Genomic DNA, 18,760 nt, shown 5'->3' with positions numbered 1-18,760 from the left:
TCATTCGGTCTTCGCCGTGCCGACGCCGGTCAGGGCGTTGTGCAGCGTGTGCCAGGCGAGCGTCGCGCACTTCACCCGCGCCGGAAACTCGCGCACCCCGGCCAGCACCTCGAGCTTGCCGAAGTCCCGCCCTTCGGGCGCCGCATCGGTGAGCAGCGCGTGGAAGTCGCGGAACAGCGCCTCGACCTCTTCCACCGGCCGACCCTTCACCGCCTCGGTCATCAGCGAAGCCGAGGCGGTGGAGATCGCGCAGCCGTGGCCGAGAAAGCTGACGTCCCGCACCACGCCGTCGACCACCTTCAGGTAGACGGTGAGCTGGTCGCCGCACAGCGGGTTGTGGCCTTGCGCGACATGGTCGGCGTCGTCCATGGCGTGGAAGTTCCGCGGCTGGCGGTTGTGATCGAAGATCACCTCCTGGTACAGCTCGCGCAGGTCGCCGAAGCCGCCCCGCCCGCCGCTCATGGCCGCCCTCCGAACATCGCCTGCGCCTTGCGGATGCCGGCCACCAGCGCCTCGACGTCCTCGTCGTCGTTGTACAGCGCGAAGGAGGCGCGCGCGGTGCCGGCGATGCCGTAGCGCGTCATGAGCGGCATCGCGCAATGGTGCCCGGCGCGGATGGCGACGCCATCGGCGTCGAGGATGGTGCCGAGATCGTGCGGATGGATGCCCTCCACCAGCAGCGACAGCACGCCGGCCTTCCGTGCCGCGTTGCCGATCACCCGCACGCCGGGCAGCGCCTGCACCGCCGCGGTGGCCTTCGCCAGCAGCGCATGCTCGTGCGCGCCGATGCGTTCCAGGCCGATCCCCAGCACATAGTCGATCGCCGCGGCCAGCGCCACGGTGCCGGCGATATTGGGCGTGCCGGCCTCGAAGCGCTGCGGCGACGGGGCGAAGGTGGAACGCTCGAAACTCACCGTCTCGATCATCGAGCCGCCGCCCTGCCACGGCGGCATCGCCTGCAGCAGTTCGCGGCGGCCGTACAGCACGCCGATGCCGGTCGGGCCGTACAGCTTGTGGCCGGAAAAGGCGTAGAAGTCGCAGCCCAGCGCCTGCACGTCCACCGGCATGTGCGCCACCGCCTGCGCGCCGTCGACCAGCACCCGCGCACCCGCCGCATGGGCACGGCGGACCAGGTCGGCAACCGGATTGACGGTGCCGAGCGCGTTCGACACCTCGGTGATCGCCACCAGCCGCGTGCGCGGGCCGAGCAGCGCGTCGAAGGCCGCTGGTTCCAGTTCGCCCGCGTCGTCGATCGGCGCCACTTTCAGCACCGCCCCGATCTGCCCGCAGACGAACTGCCAGGGCACGATGTTGGAGTGGTGCTCCATCGCCGTGATCAGGATCTCGTCGCCCGGCTGCAGCGTGCTGCGCGCCCAGCTCTGCGCCACCAGGTTGATGGACTCGGTGGTGCCGCGGGTGAACACGATCTCCTCCGCCCGCGCCGCGTTGAGGAAGCTGCGTACCCGTTCGCGCGCGTCCTCGTACAGATCGGTCGCATGCTGCGACAGGAAATGCACGCCACGGTGGATGTTGGCGTTGGATTCGCGGTAGAAGCGGCGCTCGGCCTCGATCACCGCCTCGGGCTTCTGCGTCGTGGCGGCGTTGTCGAGATAGACGAGGCGCCTGCCGCGGACCGGGCGCGACAGGATGGGAAAGTCGGCCGCATGCGCGGACAGGTCCTTTCCGCCGGCAGCCGCCGCAGCGGCCGGGACTTCGCTCAGATTCATCGCAGATCCTCCATCGGTTCGCCGCCCGGCAGCCGGGCACGGATCGCCGCCTGCGCGCGCTGCCGCAGCGGCGCCAGGCCGATGCGCGCCAGCGCTTCGGCGGCGAAGGCGTAGGTCAGCAGGTTGCGCGCATGCGCCTCGTCCAGGCCCCGCGTACGCAGGTAGAACAGGCTGTCTTCGTCGATCTGGCCGACGGTGGCGCCGTGCGCGCATTTCACGTCGTCGGCGTAGATCTCGAGTTCGGGCCGCGCATCCGCCTCGGCCTGCGGCGACAGCAGCAGGTTGTCGGCGCGCTGCATCGCGTCGGTGCGCACCGCCCCCGGCGCCACCAGGATGCGGCCGGCGAACACGCCGCGCCCGGCGCCGTCGAGCACGCCGCGGTAGAACTCGCGGCTGGTGCCGCGCGGCCGGGCGTGGTCGATGCGGGTGTGGTGGTCGACGTGGCGCCGCCCATCGACGTGGAACAGGCCGTTCAGCAGCACCTCGCAGCCCTCGCCGTCGAAGCGGGTGGCAATGTCGTTGCGCGCCAGTTGCGCGCCGAAGGACAGCGAGTGCGACGCGAAGCTCGAACCGCGCGCCTGCACGGCATCGATCGCCGCCAGATGCACGGTGTGGCGGTCCTCTTCCTGCAGCTTGAGGTGGGTGATGCGCGCATCCTGCTCCGCCGCGATGCGGGTGACGGCATTGGTCAGCCGCCCGTCCGCCTCGCCCGGCGCCGCATCCTCCGCTCCGTCCTGCGCGGCGCCCACGTAGTGCTCGACGATCGTGGCCTCGGCGTTCGCCTCGGCGATCACCAGGTTGCGCAGCAGGCTCGCGCCCTCGCGTACGCCGCCGATGAACACCAGATGGACCGGCGCTTCCAGCGCCACGCCGCGCGCCAGGCGGATGACGGCGCCGTCGGTGGCGAGCGCGGCGTTGAGCGCCGCCGGGCTGGCGCCGTCCCCGGCCGCGCCGAAGTGGCCCTCGACGCGCTCGGGATGCGCGGCGAGCACCTCGGACAAGGCGCGGATCTCCGCGCCCGCCGGCAGCGGGCCGATCCCGGACAGCGCCGGCGCATGGCGGCCATCGACGAACACCAGCCAGTGTCCGCGGCCCCCGGCGTTCGCGTCCGCGTCGCGCAGGCGCCGCAGCACGGCCGCGGGCTCGGCCGCCGCGGCAGCCGGCGCAAACGTCCGTTCCTCCAGCAGCGCCAGCGAGGTATGGCGCCAGTTTTCCAGCCGCGACGTCGGCCAGCCTTCGTCGGCGAAGCGGATGATCGCCTGCTCGCGCAATGCGTCGAGCCAGGGCACGCCAGCGCCGGGCAGTTCGCCGCGGCGGGTGTTGTAGCGCTCCAGCCAGTGGGAGATGGCACTCATGACGCCGCCCCTTGCGCCCCCTGGGCCGGCTGCGCCTCGTCGATCCAGCCATAGCCGCGCGCCTCCAGCTCGTGCGCCAGCTCGCGCCCGCCCGAGCGCACGATGCGCCCGCGCGACAGCACGTGCACCTTGTCGGGCACGATGTAGTCGAGCAGGCGCTGGTAGTGGGTGATGACGATCATCGAGCGCTCCGGCGAGCGCAGCCGGTTGACGCCGTCGGCCACCATGCGCAGCGCATCGATGTCGAGGCCGGAGTCGGTTTCGTCGAGTATCGCCAGCCGCGGCTCGAGCAGCGCCATCTGCAGCACCTCGTTGCGCTTCTTCTCGCCGCCGGAAAAGCCCTCGTTCACCGAGCGGTAGAGAAACTCCTCGCTCATGCCGACGGCCTTCATCTCCGCTTTCACCCGCTTCAGGAAATCCATCGCGTCGTACTCGGGCTCGCCGCGGTGGCGGCGCACCGCGTTGACCGCCGCCTTCAGGAAATAGGCATTGGAAACGCCGGGAATCTCGACCGGGTACTGGAAGGCGAGGAACAGGCCAGCGCGGGCGCGCTCCTCGGTGGGCAGCGCGAGCAGGTCGACGCCGTCCCAGGTGACGCTGCCGTCCTCGACGGTGAAGCTGTCGCGCCCGGCCAGCACTTGCGCCAGCGTGCTCTTGCCCGAGCCGTTGGGCCCCATGATGGCATGCACCTCGCCGGTGCCCACCTGGAGGTCGAAGCCGCGCAGGATGGGCTTGCCATCGACGGATACGTGAAGATTGCGGATATCGAGCATGACGTTCTCCCTGTCCTGTTTGCCCTGAACGGCCTCAGCCGACGCTGCCTTCCAGGCTGACGCCCAGGAGCTTCTGCGCCTCCACGGCGAACTCCATCGGCAGCTCCTTGAACACTTCCTTGCAGAAGCCGCTGACGATCATCGACACCGCGTCCTCGGCGGTGAGCCCGCGCTGCATGGCGTAGAACAACTGGTCCTCGCCGATGCGCGAGGTGGTGGCCTCGTGCTCCACGCGCGCCGACGGATGGCGCACCTCGATGGTCGGGAAGGTGTGCGCGGCGCAGCGCCCGCCGATCAGCAGCGAATCGCACTGGGTGTAGTTGCGCGCCCCCGCCGCCCTGGGCGCCACCCGCACCAGGCCGCGGAAGGTGTTGCTGCCGCGGCCGGCGGAGATGCCCTTGGAGATGATCGTGCTCTTGGTGTTGCGCCCCATGTGGATCATCTTCGAGCCGGTGTCGGCCTGCTGGCGGTGGTTGGTCAGCGCCACCGAGTAGAACTCGCCCACCGAATCGTCGCCGCGCAGCAGCACGCTGGGGTATTTCCAGGTGATGGCCGAACCCGTCTCCACCTGCGTCCAGGAAATGTGCGAGCGCGCGCCGCGGCAGTCGCCGCGCTTGGTGACGAAGTTGTAGATGCCGCCCTTGCCGTCCTTGTCGCCGGGGTACCAGTTCTGCACCGTCGAGTACTTGATGTGCGCGCCTTCCAGCGCAACGAGTTCCACCACCGCGGCGTGCAGTTGGTTCTCGTCGCGCATCGGCGCCGTACAGCCTTCGAGATAGCTCACCGTGGCGCCCTCGTCGGCGATGATCAGCGTGCGCTCGAACTGCCCGGTGTCGCGCGCGTTGATGCGGAAGTAGGTCGACAGCTCCATCGGGCAGCGCACGCCCTTCGGGATGTAGACGAAGGAACCGTCGGAGAACACCGCCGAATTCAGCGCGGCATAGAAGTTGTCGCCCTGCGGCACCACCGTGCCCAGGTACTGGCGTACCAGTTCGGGATGTTCCTTCACCGCCTCCGAGAACGAGCAGAAGACGATGCCGTGCTCGGACAACTGCTTCTTGAAGGTCGTGGCCACCGACACCGAGTCGAACACCGCATCCACCGCCACGCCCGCCAGCCGCGCCCGCTCGTGCAGCGGCACGCCGAGCTTTTCGTAGGTGCGCAGCAGTTCGGGATCGACCTCGTCCAGGCTCTTCGGGCCGTCGGTCTTACGCTTGGGCGCGGAATAATAGACGATGTCCTGGAAGTCCACCGGCGGAAAGCTGACCTGCGCCCACAGCGGCGGCGCCATCGTCAGCCAGCGGCGGTAGGACTCCAGCCGCCACGCCAGCAGCCAGTCGGGCTCGCCCTTCTTTTCCGAGATGCGGCGGATGACGTCTTCCGACAGGCCCTTGGGCAGGCTGTCGGCTTCGAGCGGGGTGACGAAGCCCGCCGGATACTCGCGTTCGAGAAAGGCTTCGATCGGTTTGGTCGGTGCATTCATCTGCATGGCTCCTCGTCACTGGGCGATGCGCCCCTTGATCGGCTGCGGGCCGGCGATCGGGTGCGCGTCGCCGCCGGCCACCGGCAGCGGGCCGGCCATGTCGGCCAGGCTCACATCCTCGAGCGCGCGCCTCACCACGCCATTGATGCGCTGCCAGTTGGCGCGGATCTGGCAGCCGTTCTCGAAATCGCACAACCCGGCACCGGCGCTGCACTCGGTGAGGCCGAAGGGTTGTTCCTCCAGCGCATCGACGATGTCGGCCACGCTGATCTGCTCCGCCGGCCGGCTCAGCGCATAGCCGCCGCGCAGGCCGCGGACGCTGCGCACCAGATCGTGGCGGCCGAGCGACTTCAGCACCTTGCTGACGGTCGGCGCGCCCAGCCCCAGCGTGGCGGCAAGATCGTTGGCGCTGAACAGGCGATCGGGGAAATTCGCCATGTGCGTCAGCACCAGCGTGCCGTAGTCGGTGAGCTTGCTGATGCGCAGCATGATCAGGCCGCCGCCCCGGACATGCGCGCCGGGCCGCCGCCTTTCATCCGCCCCTCTTGCGCAGCGCTCGGCGCGCAGCCGCCGGACTCGCCGCCGAGGCGGATGGCCGCGCACCGTGCGGTGCCCAGCCCGAGGTGGCGGGCGGTGGTTTCAAGCAAGCGCCGGATCGTCGTTGGCTCCATGGCCGTCTCCCGATGTTCGCCGGTGGGCGGGTCGGATATACAGTACTGTTTCAGTACCATTTAAGTCAACACATGGCTGGAAAGGTTCCAGCGGGATGCATTCTTGCCGCCGCTCCGGCGGAAACAGTGCCGTCAGGCGCCGCGGCGGCGCAGGACGGCTGCGGCGGCCAGCACGGCGAGGGCGAGTCCCAGCGCCGCGTGGTCGCCCCAGCGGGCGTAGGGCGTGAGCCCCTGGTGGCCGCGCACCTCGGCGTGCAGCACGCCGCGCTCGAATTCCGGCAGCACGCCGGTGACGCTGCCGTCGGGCTCGACCACCGCGGTCATGCCGGTATTGGTCGAGCGCAGCATCGGCCGGCCGGTCTCGAGCGCACGCACGCGGGCGATCTGCAGATGCTGCGGCTGGGCCAGCGAATCGCCGTACCAGGCGAGGTTGGAGAGGTTCAGCATCAGCGTGGCCTGCGGCAGCGCGCGGATCAGCTCGGCGCCGAAGAGATCCTCGTAGCAGATGTTGAGCGCGATGCGCTGGCCGCCCAGCGCCATCGGCGGCTGGTCGGGAGCGCCGCGCGTCTGGTCCGACATCGGGATGTCGACGAGGTGGTAGAACCAGTCGAACAGCGGCGGCGAATACTCGCCGAAGGGCACCAGGTGCTGCTTGGCATAGGTCTGCGGCGGCGCGACCCCCAGGCTGATCGCGGCGTTGTAGATGCGCCGCGCCTCGTCCCCGTCCGGCCCCGCTCCCGGCTCACTGCGGAACACGCCCAGCACCAGGTCGCCGCCATGCTCGCGCACGAAGCCGCGCAGCAGGTCGAGGTAACCCTCCGGCAGCCTGTCCTCCAGCGTCGGCAGCGTCGTCTCGGGCAGCACCACCAGTTGCGCCGCGGTATCGCGCACCAGTTCGGCGTTGCCGCGCAGCACGTCGACGAAATGCTCCGGGTTCCACTTCAGCGACTGCTCGAAGTTGGTCTGGACCAGCGCCACCGACAGCGGCGCGCCGGCCGGCACCGTCCACGCCACCGCGCGCAGGCCCGCGCCGCCGCCGACCAGCACCACCGCCAGCGCCGCCGGCAGCAGCAGGGCCCGCGGCCGTCGCCAGGGCGCCAGCGCCGCCAGCGCGGCGAGAAAGGCGACGAGACCGCCCGCGCCATACACGCCGATCACCGGCAGGAAGCCCGCCAGCGGGCTCGGCGGCGTCTGCGAATAACCGATGGCGAGCCACGGAAAGCCGGTGAACACCACGCCGCGCAGCCACTCGGCCAGCAGCCACAGCGCACCGAACAATGCCGCGCGCGCCAGTACGCCACCGGCGCGCAGGCGCACGAACAGCGCCCCGGCCAGCGCCGGGTACAGCGCCAGGTAGGCGCAGAACAGCGCGATGGCGAGCACCGCCAGCGGCATCGGCATGCCGCCGTAGCGGTTGAGCGCCACGTACAGCCAGGACACGCCGCCGGCGAAGGCGCCGAACCCCCAGGCCATGCCGAGCAGGAAGCCCTCGCGGACGCGCTCTGCACGCTGCAACTGCCACGCCAGCACCGCCAGCGCCGCCGGCGCCAGCGGAAACAGGCCGAAGGGCGCGAACGCGAACACCGACGTGCCGCCCGCGAGCAGCGCCAATATCCTGGAACGCATCGTCAGCCGCCGGCGGTGTCCAGCGGCGGCAAGGGTTCGACCACCAGGGTGAGGACACGCCGGCTGTCTGCGCGCAGCACGCGCACGCGCAGGTTTTCGATGTCGATCGACTCGCCGCGCTGCGGCACGCGGCCGAAGTGCTGGATGACGTAGCCGCCCATCGTCTCGACGTCCTCGCTCTGCAGGTGCGTGGCGAAGGCGGCGTTGAAGGCGGCCAGTTCGGTCGTCCCCTTCACGCGGTAGCGGCTGCCCTGCAGCAGGCGGATGTTGTCGTCCTCGCCGGTGCCGTCGTATTCGTCCTCGATGTCGCCGACGATCTGTTCGAGCACGTCCTCGATCGTCACCAGGCCGGCCACGCCGCCGTATTCGTCGACGACGATCGCCATGTGGTTGCGGCTGACGCGGAATTCCCTCAGCAGCACGTTCAGGCGCTTCGTCTCCGGGATGAACACCGCCGGCCGCAGTATCCCGCGCAGGTCGAAGGGGCGGCCGATGAAATGCGGCAGCAGGTCCTTGGCGAGGAAGATGCCCAGGACGTCGTCCTTGCTGTCGCCCACCACCGGAAAGCGCGAATGCCCGGTATCGATGACGAAATGCGCGATGCGGTCGATCGAGTCGTCGAGGCGCACCACGTCCATCTGCGCGCGCGGCACCATCACGTCGCGCACCTGCATGTCGGACACCTGCAGCGCGCCTTCGATGATGGACAGCGCATCGGAGTCGAACAGGTTGCGTTCGCACGCCGACTGTATCAGTGCGAGCAGGTCTTCACGATCCGCCGGCTCGCCCGAGATCATCGACGAGAGCCGGTCGAGCAGCGACGGTTTGCTTGTAGGGGAAGGTTCCATCGGGTCGTCGGGCACGCGCACGCCGTCAGCGTGCGCGCAAGTCTTCATGCATAGGGATCAGCATAGCCCAGTCCGCGCAGGATCTGCGTCTCGAGCGCCTCCATGCGCTCGGCCTCGGCGTCCTCGAGATGATCGTAGCCCTGCAGGTGCAGCATCCCATGCACGACGAGATGGGCGAAATGGGCCTCCAGCGTCTTGCCCTGCTCGGCCGCCTCGCGCACCACCACCGGCACGCACAGCACGAGGTCGCCGGTGAGCGGCGCGCCGGTTTCCGCCGCCGCCAGCATCTCGCCTTCGCCATAGCTGAAAGTCAGCACGTTGGTGGCATTGTCCTTGCCGCGGAATTCGCGGTTTAGCCGTCGCCCTTCCTCCTCGCCGACGAATCGCACGGTGATCTCCGCATCGCCCTGCAGCGCGGCCTGCGCCCAGCGGCGGATGTGGTTCTTCTTCGGCGCGTTGGCCTTGTCGTCGCCTTCCACCGCGCGCTGCACCGACAGCGACAGCACCGGCGGCAGCGCGCTGCGCACCGGGGCGGGCGCCCTCGCGTCCGCCGGCTCCGCATCGACGACCGGCAGCAGGTCGTGCAGCACATCCACGCGCAGCAGCAACAGGTTGCATGCGCCCGGTTGCAGGCTGATGACGGGTGTATCCGCCTCGTTCGCCGTCTCGGCCTCGATCTCGAGGTCACCCCAGGCGCGCTCCGGAAAGCACAGCGACAGGCGCCGGCCGTCGTCGAGTTCGATCTCCAGGCGCTCGGCCTTCACCCGCGTACTCTTGCCGTCGGCATCGACGGCGAAGATCTTCGGCCCGCCGTCGCGCGCGGCCTGCTCCCTAGGCATTTCCCTTTTCTCCCTGCACCTGGGCGGCCTCGGTCTTCGCCTCGCTCGCCGCCTTGTTGTCGTAAGCCTCGACGATGCGCGCCACCAGCGGATGGCGCACCACGTCTTCCTTCTGGAATTCGGAGAAGGCGATGCCGCGCACCTGCGCCAGCACCTCGCGCGCCTCGCGCAATCCGCTGCGCTGGCCGCGCGGCAGGTCGACCTGGGTGAGGTCGCCGGTGACCACCGCCTTGGCGCCGAAGCCGATGCGCGTGAGGAACATCTTCATCTGCTCCGGCGTCGTGTTCTGCGCCTCGTCGAGGATGATGAAGGCGTTGTTCAGCGTGCGTCCGCGCATGAAGGCGAGCGGCGCGATCTCGATCAGGCTGCGCTCGAACAGCTTGGCGACGCGGTCGAAGCCCATCAGGTCGTACAGCGCATCGTAGAGCGGGCGCAGGTAGGGGTCCACCTTCTGCGCCAGGTCGCCGGGCAGGAAGCCCAGGCGCTCGCCCGCCTCCACCGCCGGCCGCGTCAGGATGATGCGCTCGACCATGTCGCGCTCGAAGGCATCGACCGCGCTCGCCACCGCGAGATAGGTCTTGCCGGTGCCCGCCGGGCCGATGCCGAAGGTCACGTCGTGCTGCTGGATGTTGCACAGGTACTCGACCTGGCGCGGCGTGCGGCCGTGCAGTTCGGTGCGCCGCGTCAGCAGCACCGGCGCCGCCTGCGCGCCGGCCTCGCCGCCGCCGCCCCGGTTCGCGATCTCGATCAGCGCCAGTTGCACGTCGTCCGCCGACAGATCGCGGTCGGCCTGCTCATAGAAATGCTTGAGCGCCATCTCGCCGCGCAGCACCTGCGACGGATGGCCGTGCAGCGTGAAATGCTCTCCACGGCGGCCGATCGTGATGTCGAAGGCATTCTCGACCTGGCGCAGGTTCTCTTCCAGCGCACCGCACATGCGGGCCAGCCGCGGGTTGTCGACCGGCTCGAAGAAGACTTCCAGGGTTTTCGCCATCAGGATTCCCGGGTCACGATCTCGCCGCGCAGGCTGTGCGGCAGCGCGGCACGGATGTGCACGTCGATGAACCGGCCGATCAGGCGGTCGCGGCTGGGCGACGGCGCGGCGAAATTCACCACGCGGTTGTTGTCGGTGCGGCCCATCAGTTCGTTGGCATCCTTCCTGGCCGGGCCTTCGACCAGGATGCGCTGCACCGAGCCGACCATCGCCGCGCTGTTGGCCTGGTACTGCTCGTCGATGCGCTTCTGCAGCCGCGCCAGCCAGGCGAGCTTGGTTTCCTGCGCCACCGGGTCGGCCAGATCGGCGGCCGGCGTGCCGGGGCGGGCGCTATAGACGAAGCTGAACGAGCCATCGAAGCCGACCTCCTCGATCAGTTTCATCGTCTTCCCGAAATCGTCTTCGGTCTCGCCCGGGAAGCCCACGATGAAGTCGGAGGTGAGCGACAGGTCCGGCCGCGCGGCGCGCAGCTTGCGCACGACGGACTTGAACTCCAGCACCGAATAGCCGCGCTTCATCGCCGCCAGCACGCGGTCCGACCCGGACTGCACCGGCAGGTGCAGTTGCGACACCAGCTTGGGCAGCCTGGCGTAGCAGTCGATCAGGCGCTGCGTCATCTCGCGCGGATGCGAGGTGGTGTAGCGGATGCGCTCGATGCCGGGGATCTCGGCCACGCATTCGAGCAGGAAGGCGAAATCGCCCTCCTCCCCGCCCTCGCGCGTCAGCGCACCGCGCCAGGCGTTCACGTTCTGGCCCAGCAGCGTCACTTCCTTCACACCCTGCGCCGCCAGCCCGGCGATTTCGGCCAGCACATCCTCCAGCGGGCGCGACACCTCCTCGCCACGGGTATAAGGCACGACGCAGAAAGTGCAGTACTTGGAGCAGCCTTCCATGATGGACACGAAGGCGCTCGCCCCCTCCACGCGCGCCGGCGGCATGGCGTCGAACTTCTCGATCTCCGGGAACGAGATGTCCACCTGCGAGCGGCCCGTCTTCCTGCGCGCATCGATCAGGCTGGGCAGGCGGTGCAAAGTCTGCGGCCCGAACACCACGTCCACATAGGGCGCGCGCTTCACGATCGCCTCGCCCTCCTGGCTGGCCACGCAGCCACCCACGCCGATGATCAGCCCGGGCTTCGCCTGCTTCAGCAGCTTCACCCGCCCGAGGTCGTGGAACACCCGTTCCTGCGCCTTCTCGCGCACCGAACAGGTGTTGAACAGGATGACGTCCGCCTCTTCCGGGTCGTCGGTCTTGACCAGTTCTTCGCTGGCACCGAGCACGTCCGCCATCTTGTCGGAGTCGTACTCGTTCATCTGGCACCCGAAGGTGCGGATGTAGAGCTTCTTCATCAGGAGGGAATCACGGCTGGATTACTGCTTGGGCTCGGGCGCGGCGATCTCTTCGGGCGTGAGTATCCACACCCGGCCGACCTGCCCGTACATGTCCACGATCGCCCGCACCTGGTACTCGCCGCGCACCGCGCCTTGCAGCACCAGGCGGTTCTCGGCGTCACGGATCAGCGCGCCGGGGCTGAGCTTCATGGCCTTGTCGCCGACCGCGACCGCGCCGTTGCCGGCAAAGACCATCTTCATCTTCTTGGCCTCGGGCGGAAACATGCGCGGCACCCCTGCAAACGCGGCTCCCGCAAGCAAGGCGGACAGGGACGCAGCCACGGCGAAGGTGGCAAGAGGACGCACGAATCGCGAAAGAAAGCGGCGCAAGGCAAGCCCGGGAGAACCGGCGGACGACGTTGAAAGGGCCTGAATCATGGCCGATGGACACCCGAATGTCAATGCAAAATCCTTATAAATCAAGGCTGATCCAGCCCCCGCCGGCAGCGGCCAAAACTCTCCGCCACGCAGCCGCTGTTGACGTTCCCGCCGCGGACCCGCTATATTCGCGCGCTCTGTTGGTGATGTAGCTCAGACGGTTAGAGCGACGGATTCATAACCCGTAGGTCGGCGGTTCGATTCCGCCCATCACCACCAACCGGATCATGAGACGAAACAAGGGCTTGGGCAACCAGGCCCTTCGTCGTTCACGCATCCCCTGCGATGACCGATCGCCCCCCTGGTTGCAGGCTACGCCCACCTGAAACGCGACTCGTCATTCCTCCGCCGAACGCCCGCGAACCCGGAACGCTACGAGCCGGCGCCGCCCGGCCCCCTGTCCGGCGTGCCGGCCGGCGCCGTCGGCGGCTCATCGTAGAACGAACAGCTGAAAAAGAGGCCCAGCATGGCAGTGATGACCCCCTGCAACAGCAGCAGCCAGGGACGGGCCTCGGTGAGCAGGCTCCACGCATCCTTCTCGAACCCCGATGCATGGCTCAATCCGGGCGCGAACACCGTGATCATCAGCGCAAGGATGTAGGCCCCACAGCAGAACTGCGCGATCCGCAGGAGCACCTTGTCCACTACGCGCCTGTCGGTCCGCATCCCCGCATTGGCGACCAGGGCCCCGACGATCAGTGTCGAGGTGGGCCACACCAGGGCCCCGTACCATTCCATGACGTCCCGCTGATGCCCCTCGTAGACCGGTGAAAACAGCGTCTGGGCCATCAGCACGAAGAAGATGAAGAAGGCCGGCACGAACCACAGCAGCGCGAGCCCGTACTGGGCCCTGCGCAGCGGAACGGTTTCAAGCACGTCGTCCATCGCGCCTCACTCCACCTGAAGCCTGCCCGCCACGGACAGCGGTTCCGGCTCCGTCCCGGCCAGCTTCGACAGGCCCGGCCAGAGCCCCGCCTTCTCTAGATGCGCTTCGCACGTCAGCCTCCCCGGGGCGCGCACGGCCACCTTCTTCCCCCTCGCGGCCTCGAACTCATACACATGGACGCTCATGCGATGGCGCGCGGTCACCGGCCTTGCCGCCGTTTCCGGTGCCAGACCCGCGGTGCCCCGCAGAAACCAGGTCTGCGCATCGAGGAAGGTGGGCTCGACGCTGGTCGGCGCCCTGTCGTCGGTGCTCACGACGAAGATGAACATCCGGTAGTTGCCGGCGTTCGCCCCGGCCATCCCGCGCAGTACCTTCAGCAGGAACGGTTCGTCCCGGCCCGGTGCTTCCACGTTCCAGCGTTCGTCCCCGCCCTTCGCGGTGCCGTCCCGCTCGATCTGTTCCGGCCGCGTGACCACGACGAAGCCATCCGGCACGTCGAAGAAGCTGCGTTCCGTGTAGCCCGCGGCGGTCATCGCCGACAGCACCTGCGTGGAAACGCCCCCGATCGTCATCCCTCGCCGCTGGGCCCAGGCGCCCGTTTCCTTCGGCAAGACCAGGCGGGCCGACGGCGACGGCAAGGGCCAGCTCAAACCGGGCACCCCCTGTGTCCACCGCCCGGCCTCGGACTCCGGCCCCGTCACGCCTATCAGGGCGCCTGCCGCGGCCCCGTCGGCAGCCTTGCCTCCCATCAGTCCGGCGGATATGCCCCCCAGAAGCCCTCCGAACACGGCGCTCATTGCTCCGGCTGCCGCCCCGGGATCGGCGGGCGCTTCCCCTTGGGAGTCCCCGAAGACGAAGACCAGGCTCCGGTCGATCTTGCCCGCATGGATGACGCGGCCGGGCGCGGTCACGGCCGGTTCGGATGCCGCCTCGCGGGAAACACCCCCCGGCTCCGCCACGGAAGCGCACCCCGACAAGGACGCGAGCGCGCCCACGCCGGCTGCCCATACCCACAACGGCCTGAACTTCCGCACCCTCACTCGGCACCCCGCTCATCCAAAGCGCAAACCGGCGCTGCCGGTGATTATAGGGGCAGAGACGAAACGGCCTTCGAGGGATGCGAGAGCGGCCGGCATGCGCGGCTCAAGCGGCGGGGTCCGCCGCCCCGCCGATGCTGCCGAACTCCGCCGGCGTCTTCACGTAGAACAGATGCACACCCTCGGAACGAAGCCGCTCGAACAAACGTTCCGCCTCCTCGTCCGTCACCGCCATCAGCACCGCCAGCGGCTGGTCGGTCAGTTCGAAGAAATGCACCGAATGCAGGCGCCGGTCATGCCCCACGCCTTCGCTGGCCGGGATCAGCGTGGCCCCGCGCAGCCCCATCTCGGCGGCCAGATGGACCAGCCAGTCGGCCACGGGCTTGCCGGCGTGGCGCCGGTCCTGCCGGGTGAAGAAGGTGATCTGGTAACCGTTCATGGCGATCTTCTCCTCACGAGGACTTGAGCCACGCCACCGTGGCGATGCCTGCCAGCGTCATGAATACCGATCCGGCGACATGGACGGCGATGGCACCCAGGGCCCATGAATACAGGCCGCGCTGCAGCAGATCGACGACCTCGGCCGAGAACGTCGAAAAGGTGGAGAGCCCGCCGCAGAAGCCGGTGATGACCAGCAGGCGCCACTCGGGCGACAGGCCGGGCATCTGCGCGAAGAAGGCGATGGCAAGGCCGACGACGTAGCCGGCGATCAGGTTGGCAGCCAGCGTGCCGGGCGGCATGTCGGGCAGCAGGCTGTTGAGCCTGAGCCCCAGGCTCCATCGCAGGAGGCCGCCGAGCACTGAGCCCACGGCAATGGCGAGAATCGGTTTCCACACTGCGTCGTCCTCTCTTGAACGTTGCTCTCGAGGACAGGCGGCCAAAAAAATACCTACGCGGCCCGTCCGGCCAATCGTAGGCATCATCAGCCGCAGGCTGCGGCGGTTATACGGAGGAATGCCATCTCCGCTCACCAGTATATCGCCACGCCCGGAACGCGTCACCGCGCCGATCCCGAATTCCCGGCCGCCCGGCCGCGATCAACCATGAAGGCCATGCAGTTATCCTATCTCCATCGCGTGCTATATTGAACAATCATTCCCTTGCTACGAGCCCGACGCCACGCGGCTCATCGCAAGATCGGCCAGGAAATGCGCGCAAACGACAGGATCTTTCCGGAACGGCAGCCTTTCCCGGCCCGGACGGCCAGGCTCCCCGGCCTGCGGCCCGCCCGCCTTTATGACAGGCAGGCTCGCGGCCCGCTTTCCGGGAAAGCACCGGCCACCGAAGGCATGATGGCGCTCCCGGCGCCCCCGCTCCGCCGGCACGCGGAGCCACTGGCCACGTAGCGTGAACACCGGAGGAAACCTCCATGAAGTGTCCCCCCGCACTGACCACCGAGAAAGAGCGCCTCGAAGCCCTGTCCAGGTACGGCCTGGGCAGCGACCGGCCCCTGCCCGGCCTGGACCCGGTGGTCCAGATCGCCGCGCGGATGTTCGACATGCCCGTGGCGGCGGTGAACATGATCGGCAGCGATCACGTCTTTTTCGCCGCGAGCACCGGCATGAAGGGCTCCGAAGTCGACATGAGCCGCGACGTCTCCTTCTGCGCGCACGCCATCACCCAGGACGGCGTGATGGTGATCCCCGACGCCAGGCAGGACGAACGCTTCCACGACAACCCCCTCGTCACCGGATCGGCCAACCTGCGCTTCTACGCCGGCGTCCCGCTGCTCTCGCCCGAAGGGCATGCCCTCGGCGCCCTGTGCGTGATCGACGGCAAACCGCACCACGATTTCTCGCAAGAGGACTGCGCGCGCCTGCGCGAACTCGCCAGGATGGCCGCCGACCGGCTCGAACTGCGCCGCGTCGAGATCTCCACCGAACAGGCCGGGCGTCCTTTCGAAGACTTCGCCAGAAACTCCCCCACCGCCGTCGTCTGGTTCGACGAACAAGGGCGCATCGTCGCCTGGAACGACGCCGCGGCCGCCCTGCACGGCTACGGCATATCCGAAGGCGCGGGCCGCCCGGTCGAAACGCTGCTCTCCCGGCGCGACCGCCCCCTATACGGCGACCTCATCGCACGCGCCACCGCCGCAGGCTCCGTGGACGGGCTGGTCATGCCCGAACGGCTGCACGGCCTGCGCAAGGACGGCACGGAATTCCTGCTCGGCCTCTCCCTGTTCTGCTGGCGCGAAGACGGGCGCCTCACGTTCAACGCCCACCTGCAGGACCTGACCGCGCGCAACCGCAAGGAAGAAGAACTGCACCGCCTCGCGAACACCGACATCCTCACCGGCCTCGCCAACCGCGTGAGCTTCTACCGCCGCATGGAAGAAACGCTCACGCGCCCCTCGGCCGCGGCCGCCCTGATGATCGACCTCGACGGCTTCAAGGACGTGAACGACACGCTGGGCCACGCCGTGGGCGACAGCATCCTCTGCGAAGTCGCCCGCCGCCTCCAGCAGGCCATCGGGCCGGACGACACCGTCGCCAGGATCGGCGGGGACGAATTCGCGATCCTGCTGCCCGGCGTATCCACCCCCGAGCGCGCCTCGGAATTCGCCCGCGCCATCATCGGCCGGATCGCCGAACCGATCGTCATCGACGGGCACGAAGTACGCATCGCGGCCAGTTGCGGCGTGGCGGTCGCGCCCGTCCATGCACAGGAAGCCCTCGAACTGATCGGCGACGCGGACCTCGCCCTGTTCAAGGCCAAGAGCATCGGCGGGCGCGGACAGGCATTCGTCTTCGTCACCGCGCTGCGCATGGAAGCCGTGGCGCGCCGGCTCTACAACATCGAATTGCACCGGGCGGTCAACCAGGGCGAATTCGTACTCTTCTACCAACCCCAGATCCGCCTGTCGGACGGCACCCTCACCGGCGCGGAAGCCCTCATCCGCTGGCGGCACCCGCAGCGCGGACTGCTCTCCCCCGCCGCCTTCCTGCCCGCCCTGGAAGGCGGCCCGCTCGCCGCGGTGGTCGGCTTCTGGGTGCTCGACGAAGCCTGCGCCCAGGCAGCGCTATGGCGCAGGAACGGCGCCGCGGACTTCCGCATGGGCGTCAATCTGTTCGGCGCCCAGTTCCGCATCGGCGATCTCGTCGCCGAAGTCGTCTCGGCCCTGGAGCGGCACGGCCTGCCGCCGCAGGCACTCGAACTGGAAGTCACCGAAAACATCGTGCTCGACCAGGACGACCTCGCGGTGGACTCGCTGCAGCGCCTGCGGGCACTCGGCGTCGGCATCGCCTTCGACGACTTCGGCACCGGCTACGCATCGCTCAGCCTGCTCAAGCACTACCCCCTGAGCCGGCTCAAGATCGACCGCTCCTTCGTGCAAGGCATCCACGAATCCGAGCGGGACGCCTCCGTCGTCCGCGCCATCCTCGACATGGCGCGCAGCTTCGACCTGGAAACGATCGCCGAAGGCATCGAGAACGACCCCCAGCGCGACCGCCTGCACGGCTTCGGCTGCGAAGAAGGGCAAGGCTACCTCTTCAGCCGCCCGATCTCCGCACTGGAATTCTCCGACGTATTCGGCATCCCGGTGCCCGCGCGGACGGCCGTCCGCGCATAGCGGATGCCGCATGCACGGACCGCCGGCAAGGCGACATTGACGAGCCGGCCAGCGACTGGAAGCGGCGCGGCCGTAGCCAGGCGAGCGACGGGCCGAAGTGCTCGCCCTGGTGCGGTCGCTCAAGCTGCACGAGGTCTGATGACCTGCCGGGAGGCATGAGCAGGCGCCGCCGCCACGTCACCTACAGCATTTCCAGCGCCCGCGCTCCGCGCGGAGGCGGGAAGAGGCGGTCGAGTTTGGCCAGCGTGTCGGTGTCGAGCGTCAGTTCCAGCGCGCCGGCGTTCTCTTCCACGCGGCGGGGGTCGGATGACTTGGGAATCGCGATGACGTCGGGCCGGCGCAGCAGCCAGGCGAGTGCCACCTGCGCGGGCGTGGCCTGGAGGTGCCGGGCCAGTTCGGCCAGTTTCGGCTGCGGCAGCAGCCGCGCCTGTTCCAGCGGTGAATAAGCCATGAGGGGGACGTGCCGGGCGGCGCACCAAGGTTGCAGGTCCCATTCGATGCCGCGGCGGGTGAGGTTGTACAGGACCTGGTTGACGGCGAAGCGGCCGCCGCCGGGGACGGTGGATAGTTCCTGCATGTCCTGCACGTCGAGGTTGCTGATGCCCCAGCGGCGGATCTTGCCTTCCGCCTGCAGGCGCTCGAAGGCGGCGACCGTCTCGTCGAAGGGGATGTCGCCGCGCCAGTGCAGCAGGTAGAGGTCCAGGCAGTCCACGCCCAGGCGCTTCAGGCTGCGCTCGCAGGCGGCCGGCATGGAGCGGCGGCCAGCGTTGAACGGATAGACCTTGCTGACGAGGAAGACCTGTTCGCGCCGCCCGCGGATGGCTTCGCCGACCAGCTCTTCGGCGGCGCCGTCGCCGTACATTTCGGCGGTGTCGATGAGCGTCATGCCCAGGTCGATGCCGCGTTGCAGCGCGGCCAGTTCGGCGGCGCGGCGGCCGCGCGCTTCGCCCATCATCCAGGTACCCATGCCGAGCGCGGGGACTTGCGTGCCGTCGGGCAGCGCGACTGTCTTCATGGCTTTCTCCCGGTTTCCGTCCGGCCCGGCGAAGCTGCCGCCCATGCGGCGGCGCGAGAAGCCGGGCGCTGCCGATGTTGCCGCAGCGGGCCGCTGTGCGACAAGCGCGGCGCGCGACGCGGCCTGCGGGCCGTGAGTCGCGGATCATGGGACGCAGGTCACAAGT

19 protein-coding genes, 1 tRNA gene and 1 riboswitch are annotated in these 18,760 nt (G+C 68.9%); of the genes, 2 read left to right on the top strand and 18 right to left on the bottom strand.

Going from position 1 to position 18,760, the window contains the following annotated elements:
- From sufU to CCZ27_RS24100, 13 genes are all read right to left on the bottom strand, one after another.
- Complete coding sequence (sufU, locus tag CCZ27_RS00660; RefSeq protein ID WP_096444903.1) at nucleotides 1–462, bottom strand: Fe-S cluster assembly sulfur transfer protein SufU; 462 nt, start codon at nucleotides 460–462, stop codon at nucleotides 1–3.
- Nucleotides 459–1,727, bottom strand: coding sequence for an aminotransferase class V-fold PLP-dependent enzyme (locus tag CCZ27_RS00655; protein WP_096444902.1), 1,269 nt, complete (start codon nucleotides 1,725–1,727; stop codon nucleotides 459–461). The genes sufU and CCZ27_RS00655 overlap by 4 nt, the downstream gene beginning before the upstream one ends.
- A complete protein-coding gene (gene sufD, locus CCZ27_RS00650) occupies nucleotides 1,724–3,082 on the bottom strand; it encodes a Fe-S cluster assembly protein SufD (RefSeq protein ID WP_096444901.1) in 1,359 nt (452 codons plus the stop codon). The genes CCZ27_RS00655 and sufD overlap by 4 nt, the downstream gene beginning before the upstream one ends.
- Nucleotides 3,079–3,855, bottom strand: a complete 777-nt coding sequence (gene sufC, locus CCZ27_RS00645) for a Fe-S cluster assembly ATPase SufC (RefSeq protein WP_096444900.1) — start codon at nucleotides 3,853–3,855, stop codon at nucleotides 3,079–3,081. Before sufC ends, sufD begins: the two co-directional genes overlap by 4 nt.
- 34 nt (nucleotides 3,856–3,889) lie before the next feature.
- Nucleotides 3,890–5,338: a Fe-S cluster assembly protein SufB gene (gene sufB / locus CCZ27_RS00640; RefSeq protein ID WP_096452009.1), complete on the bottom strand. Its 1,449-nt coding sequence runs from the start codon at nucleotides 5,336–5,338 to the stop codon at nucleotides 3,890–3,892.
- A gap of 15 nt (nucleotides 5,339–5,353) precedes the next feature.
- Complete coding sequence (locus CCZ27_RS00635; RefSeq protein ID WP_096444899.1) at nucleotides 5,354–5,827, bottom strand: SUF system Fe-S cluster assembly regulator; 474 nt, start codon at nucleotides 5,825–5,827, stop codon at nucleotides 5,354–5,356.
- 2 nt (nucleotides 5,828–5,829) lie between these two features.
- Nucleotides 5,830–6,069, bottom strand: coding sequence for a hypothetical protein (locus CCZ27_RS00630; protein ID WP_096444898.1), 240 nt, complete (start codon nucleotides 6,067–6,069; stop codon nucleotides 5,830–5,832).
- A gap of 72 nt (nucleotides 6,070–6,141) precedes the next feature.
- Nucleotides 6,142–7,635: an apolipoprotein N-acyltransferase gene (lnt, locus tag CCZ27_RS00625; RefSeq protein ID WP_096444897.1), complete on the bottom strand. Its 1,494-nt coding sequence runs from the start codon at nucleotides 7,633–7,635 to the stop codon at nucleotides 6,142–6,144.
- 2 nt (nucleotides 7,636–7,637) lie between these two features.
- The gene (locus CCZ27_RS00620; RefSeq protein ID WP_096452007.1) at nucleotides 7,638–8,483 is read right to left on the bottom strand and encodes a CorC family transporter; all 846 of its coding nucleotides are present in this window, start codon (nucleotides 8,481–8,483) and stop codon (nucleotides 7,638–7,640) included.
- Nucleotides 8,484–8,527: 44 nt separating this feature from the next.
- Nucleotides 8,528–9,322, bottom strand: a complete 795-nt coding sequence (gene ybeY, locus CCZ27_RS00615) for an rRNA maturation RNase YbeY (RefSeq protein WP_096444896.1) — start codon at nucleotides 9,320–9,322, stop codon at nucleotides 8,528–8,530.
- Nucleotides 9,315–10,316 (bottom strand): PhoH family protein, encoded by a 1,002-nt coding sequence (locus CCZ27_RS00610; protein WP_096444895.1) that lies wholly within the window; start codon nucleotides 10,314–10,316, stop codon nucleotides 9,315–9,317. Before CCZ27_RS00610 ends, ybeY begins: the two co-directional genes overlap by 8 nt.
- On the bottom strand, nucleotides 10,316–11,665 hold the full coding sequence (gene miaB, locus CCZ27_RS00605) for a tRNA (N6-isopentenyl adenosine(37)-C2)-methylthiotransferase MiaB (RefSeq protein ID WP_096444894.1): 1,350 nt from the start codon (nucleotides 11,663–11,665) through the stop codon (nucleotides 10,316–10,318). Before miaB ends, CCZ27_RS00610 begins: the two co-directional genes overlap by 1 nt.
- A 21-nt stretch (nucleotides 11,666–11,686) precedes the next feature.
- Nucleotides 11,687–12,130 (bottom strand): hypothetical protein, encoded by a 444-nt coding sequence (locus CCZ27_RS24100; protein ID WP_232516509.1) that lies wholly within the window; start codon nucleotides 12,128–12,130, stop codon nucleotides 11,687–11,689.
- Between the two features lie 97 nt (nucleotides 12,131–12,227).
- Between CCZ27_RS24100 and CCZ27_RS00595 the strand changes: the two genes are divergently transcribed.
- Nucleotides 12,228–12,304 (top strand) — tRNA-Met (locus CCZ27_RS00595).
- 153 nt (nucleotides 12,305–12,457) lie between these two features.
- Here CCZ27_RS00595 and CCZ27_RS00590 read toward each other — a convergent pair.
- From CCZ27_RS00590 to crcB, 4 genes are all read right to left on the bottom strand, one after another.
- Nucleotides 12,458–12,970: a hypothetical protein gene (locus CCZ27_RS00590; protein WP_096444892.1), complete on the bottom strand. Its 513-nt coding sequence runs from the start codon at nucleotides 12,968–12,970 to the stop codon at nucleotides 12,458–12,460.
- Between the two features lie 6 nt (nucleotides 12,971–12,976).
- On the bottom strand, nucleotides 12,977–13,882 hold the full coding sequence (locus CCZ27_RS00585) for a hypothetical protein (protein WP_157748393.1): 906 nt from the start codon (nucleotides 13,880–13,882) through the stop codon (nucleotides 12,977–12,979).
- Between the two features lie 232 nt (nucleotides 13,883–14,114).
- On the bottom strand, nucleotides 14,115–14,447 hold the full coding sequence (locus CCZ27_RS00580; protein ID WP_096444890.1) for a DUF190 domain-containing protein: 333 nt from the start codon (nucleotides 14,445–14,447) through the stop codon (nucleotides 14,115–14,117).
- A 13-nt stretch (nucleotides 14,448–14,460) separates the two neighbouring features.
- Nucleotides 14,461–14,844 (bottom strand): fluoride efflux transporter CrcB, encoded by a 384-nt coding sequence (crcB, locus tag CCZ27_RS00575; protein WP_096444889.1) that lies wholly within the window; start codon nucleotides 14,842–14,844, stop codon nucleotides 14,461–14,463.
- A gap of 70 nt (nucleotides 14,845–14,914) precedes the next feature.
- Nucleotides 14,915–14,982, bottom strand: a riboswitch (Fluoride riboswitch).
- A gap of 395 nt (nucleotides 14,983–15,377) precedes the next feature.
- Between crcB and CCZ27_RS00570 the strand changes: the two genes are divergently transcribed.
- The gene (locus CCZ27_RS00570) at nucleotides 15,378–17,579 is read left to right on the top strand and encodes a putative bifunctional diguanylate cyclase/phosphodiesterase (RefSeq protein WP_096444888.1); all 2,202 of its coding nucleotides are present in this window, start codon (nucleotides 15,378–15,380) and stop codon (nucleotides 17,577–17,579) included.
- Between the two features lie 181 nt (nucleotides 17,580–17,760).
- Here the strand turns inward: CCZ27_RS00570 and CCZ27_RS00565 are convergent, their stop codons facing one another.
- Nucleotides 17,761–18,594 (bottom strand): aldo/keto reductase, encoded by an 834-nt coding sequence (locus tag CCZ27_RS00565; protein ID WP_096452005.1) that lies wholly within the window; start codon nucleotides 18,592–18,594, stop codon nucleotides 17,761–17,763.
- Nucleotides 18,595–18,760: the final 166 nt, after the last annotated feature.

It is taken from the genome of Thauera sp. K11 (genome assembly GCF_002354895.1).
In the GTDB taxonomy this organism is placed as follows: Bacteria; Pseudomonadota; Gammaproteobacteria; order Burkholderiales; family Rhodocyclaceae; genus Thauera; species Thauera sinica.
This window is presented reverse-complemented; position numbering and strand designations above follow the sequence as displayed.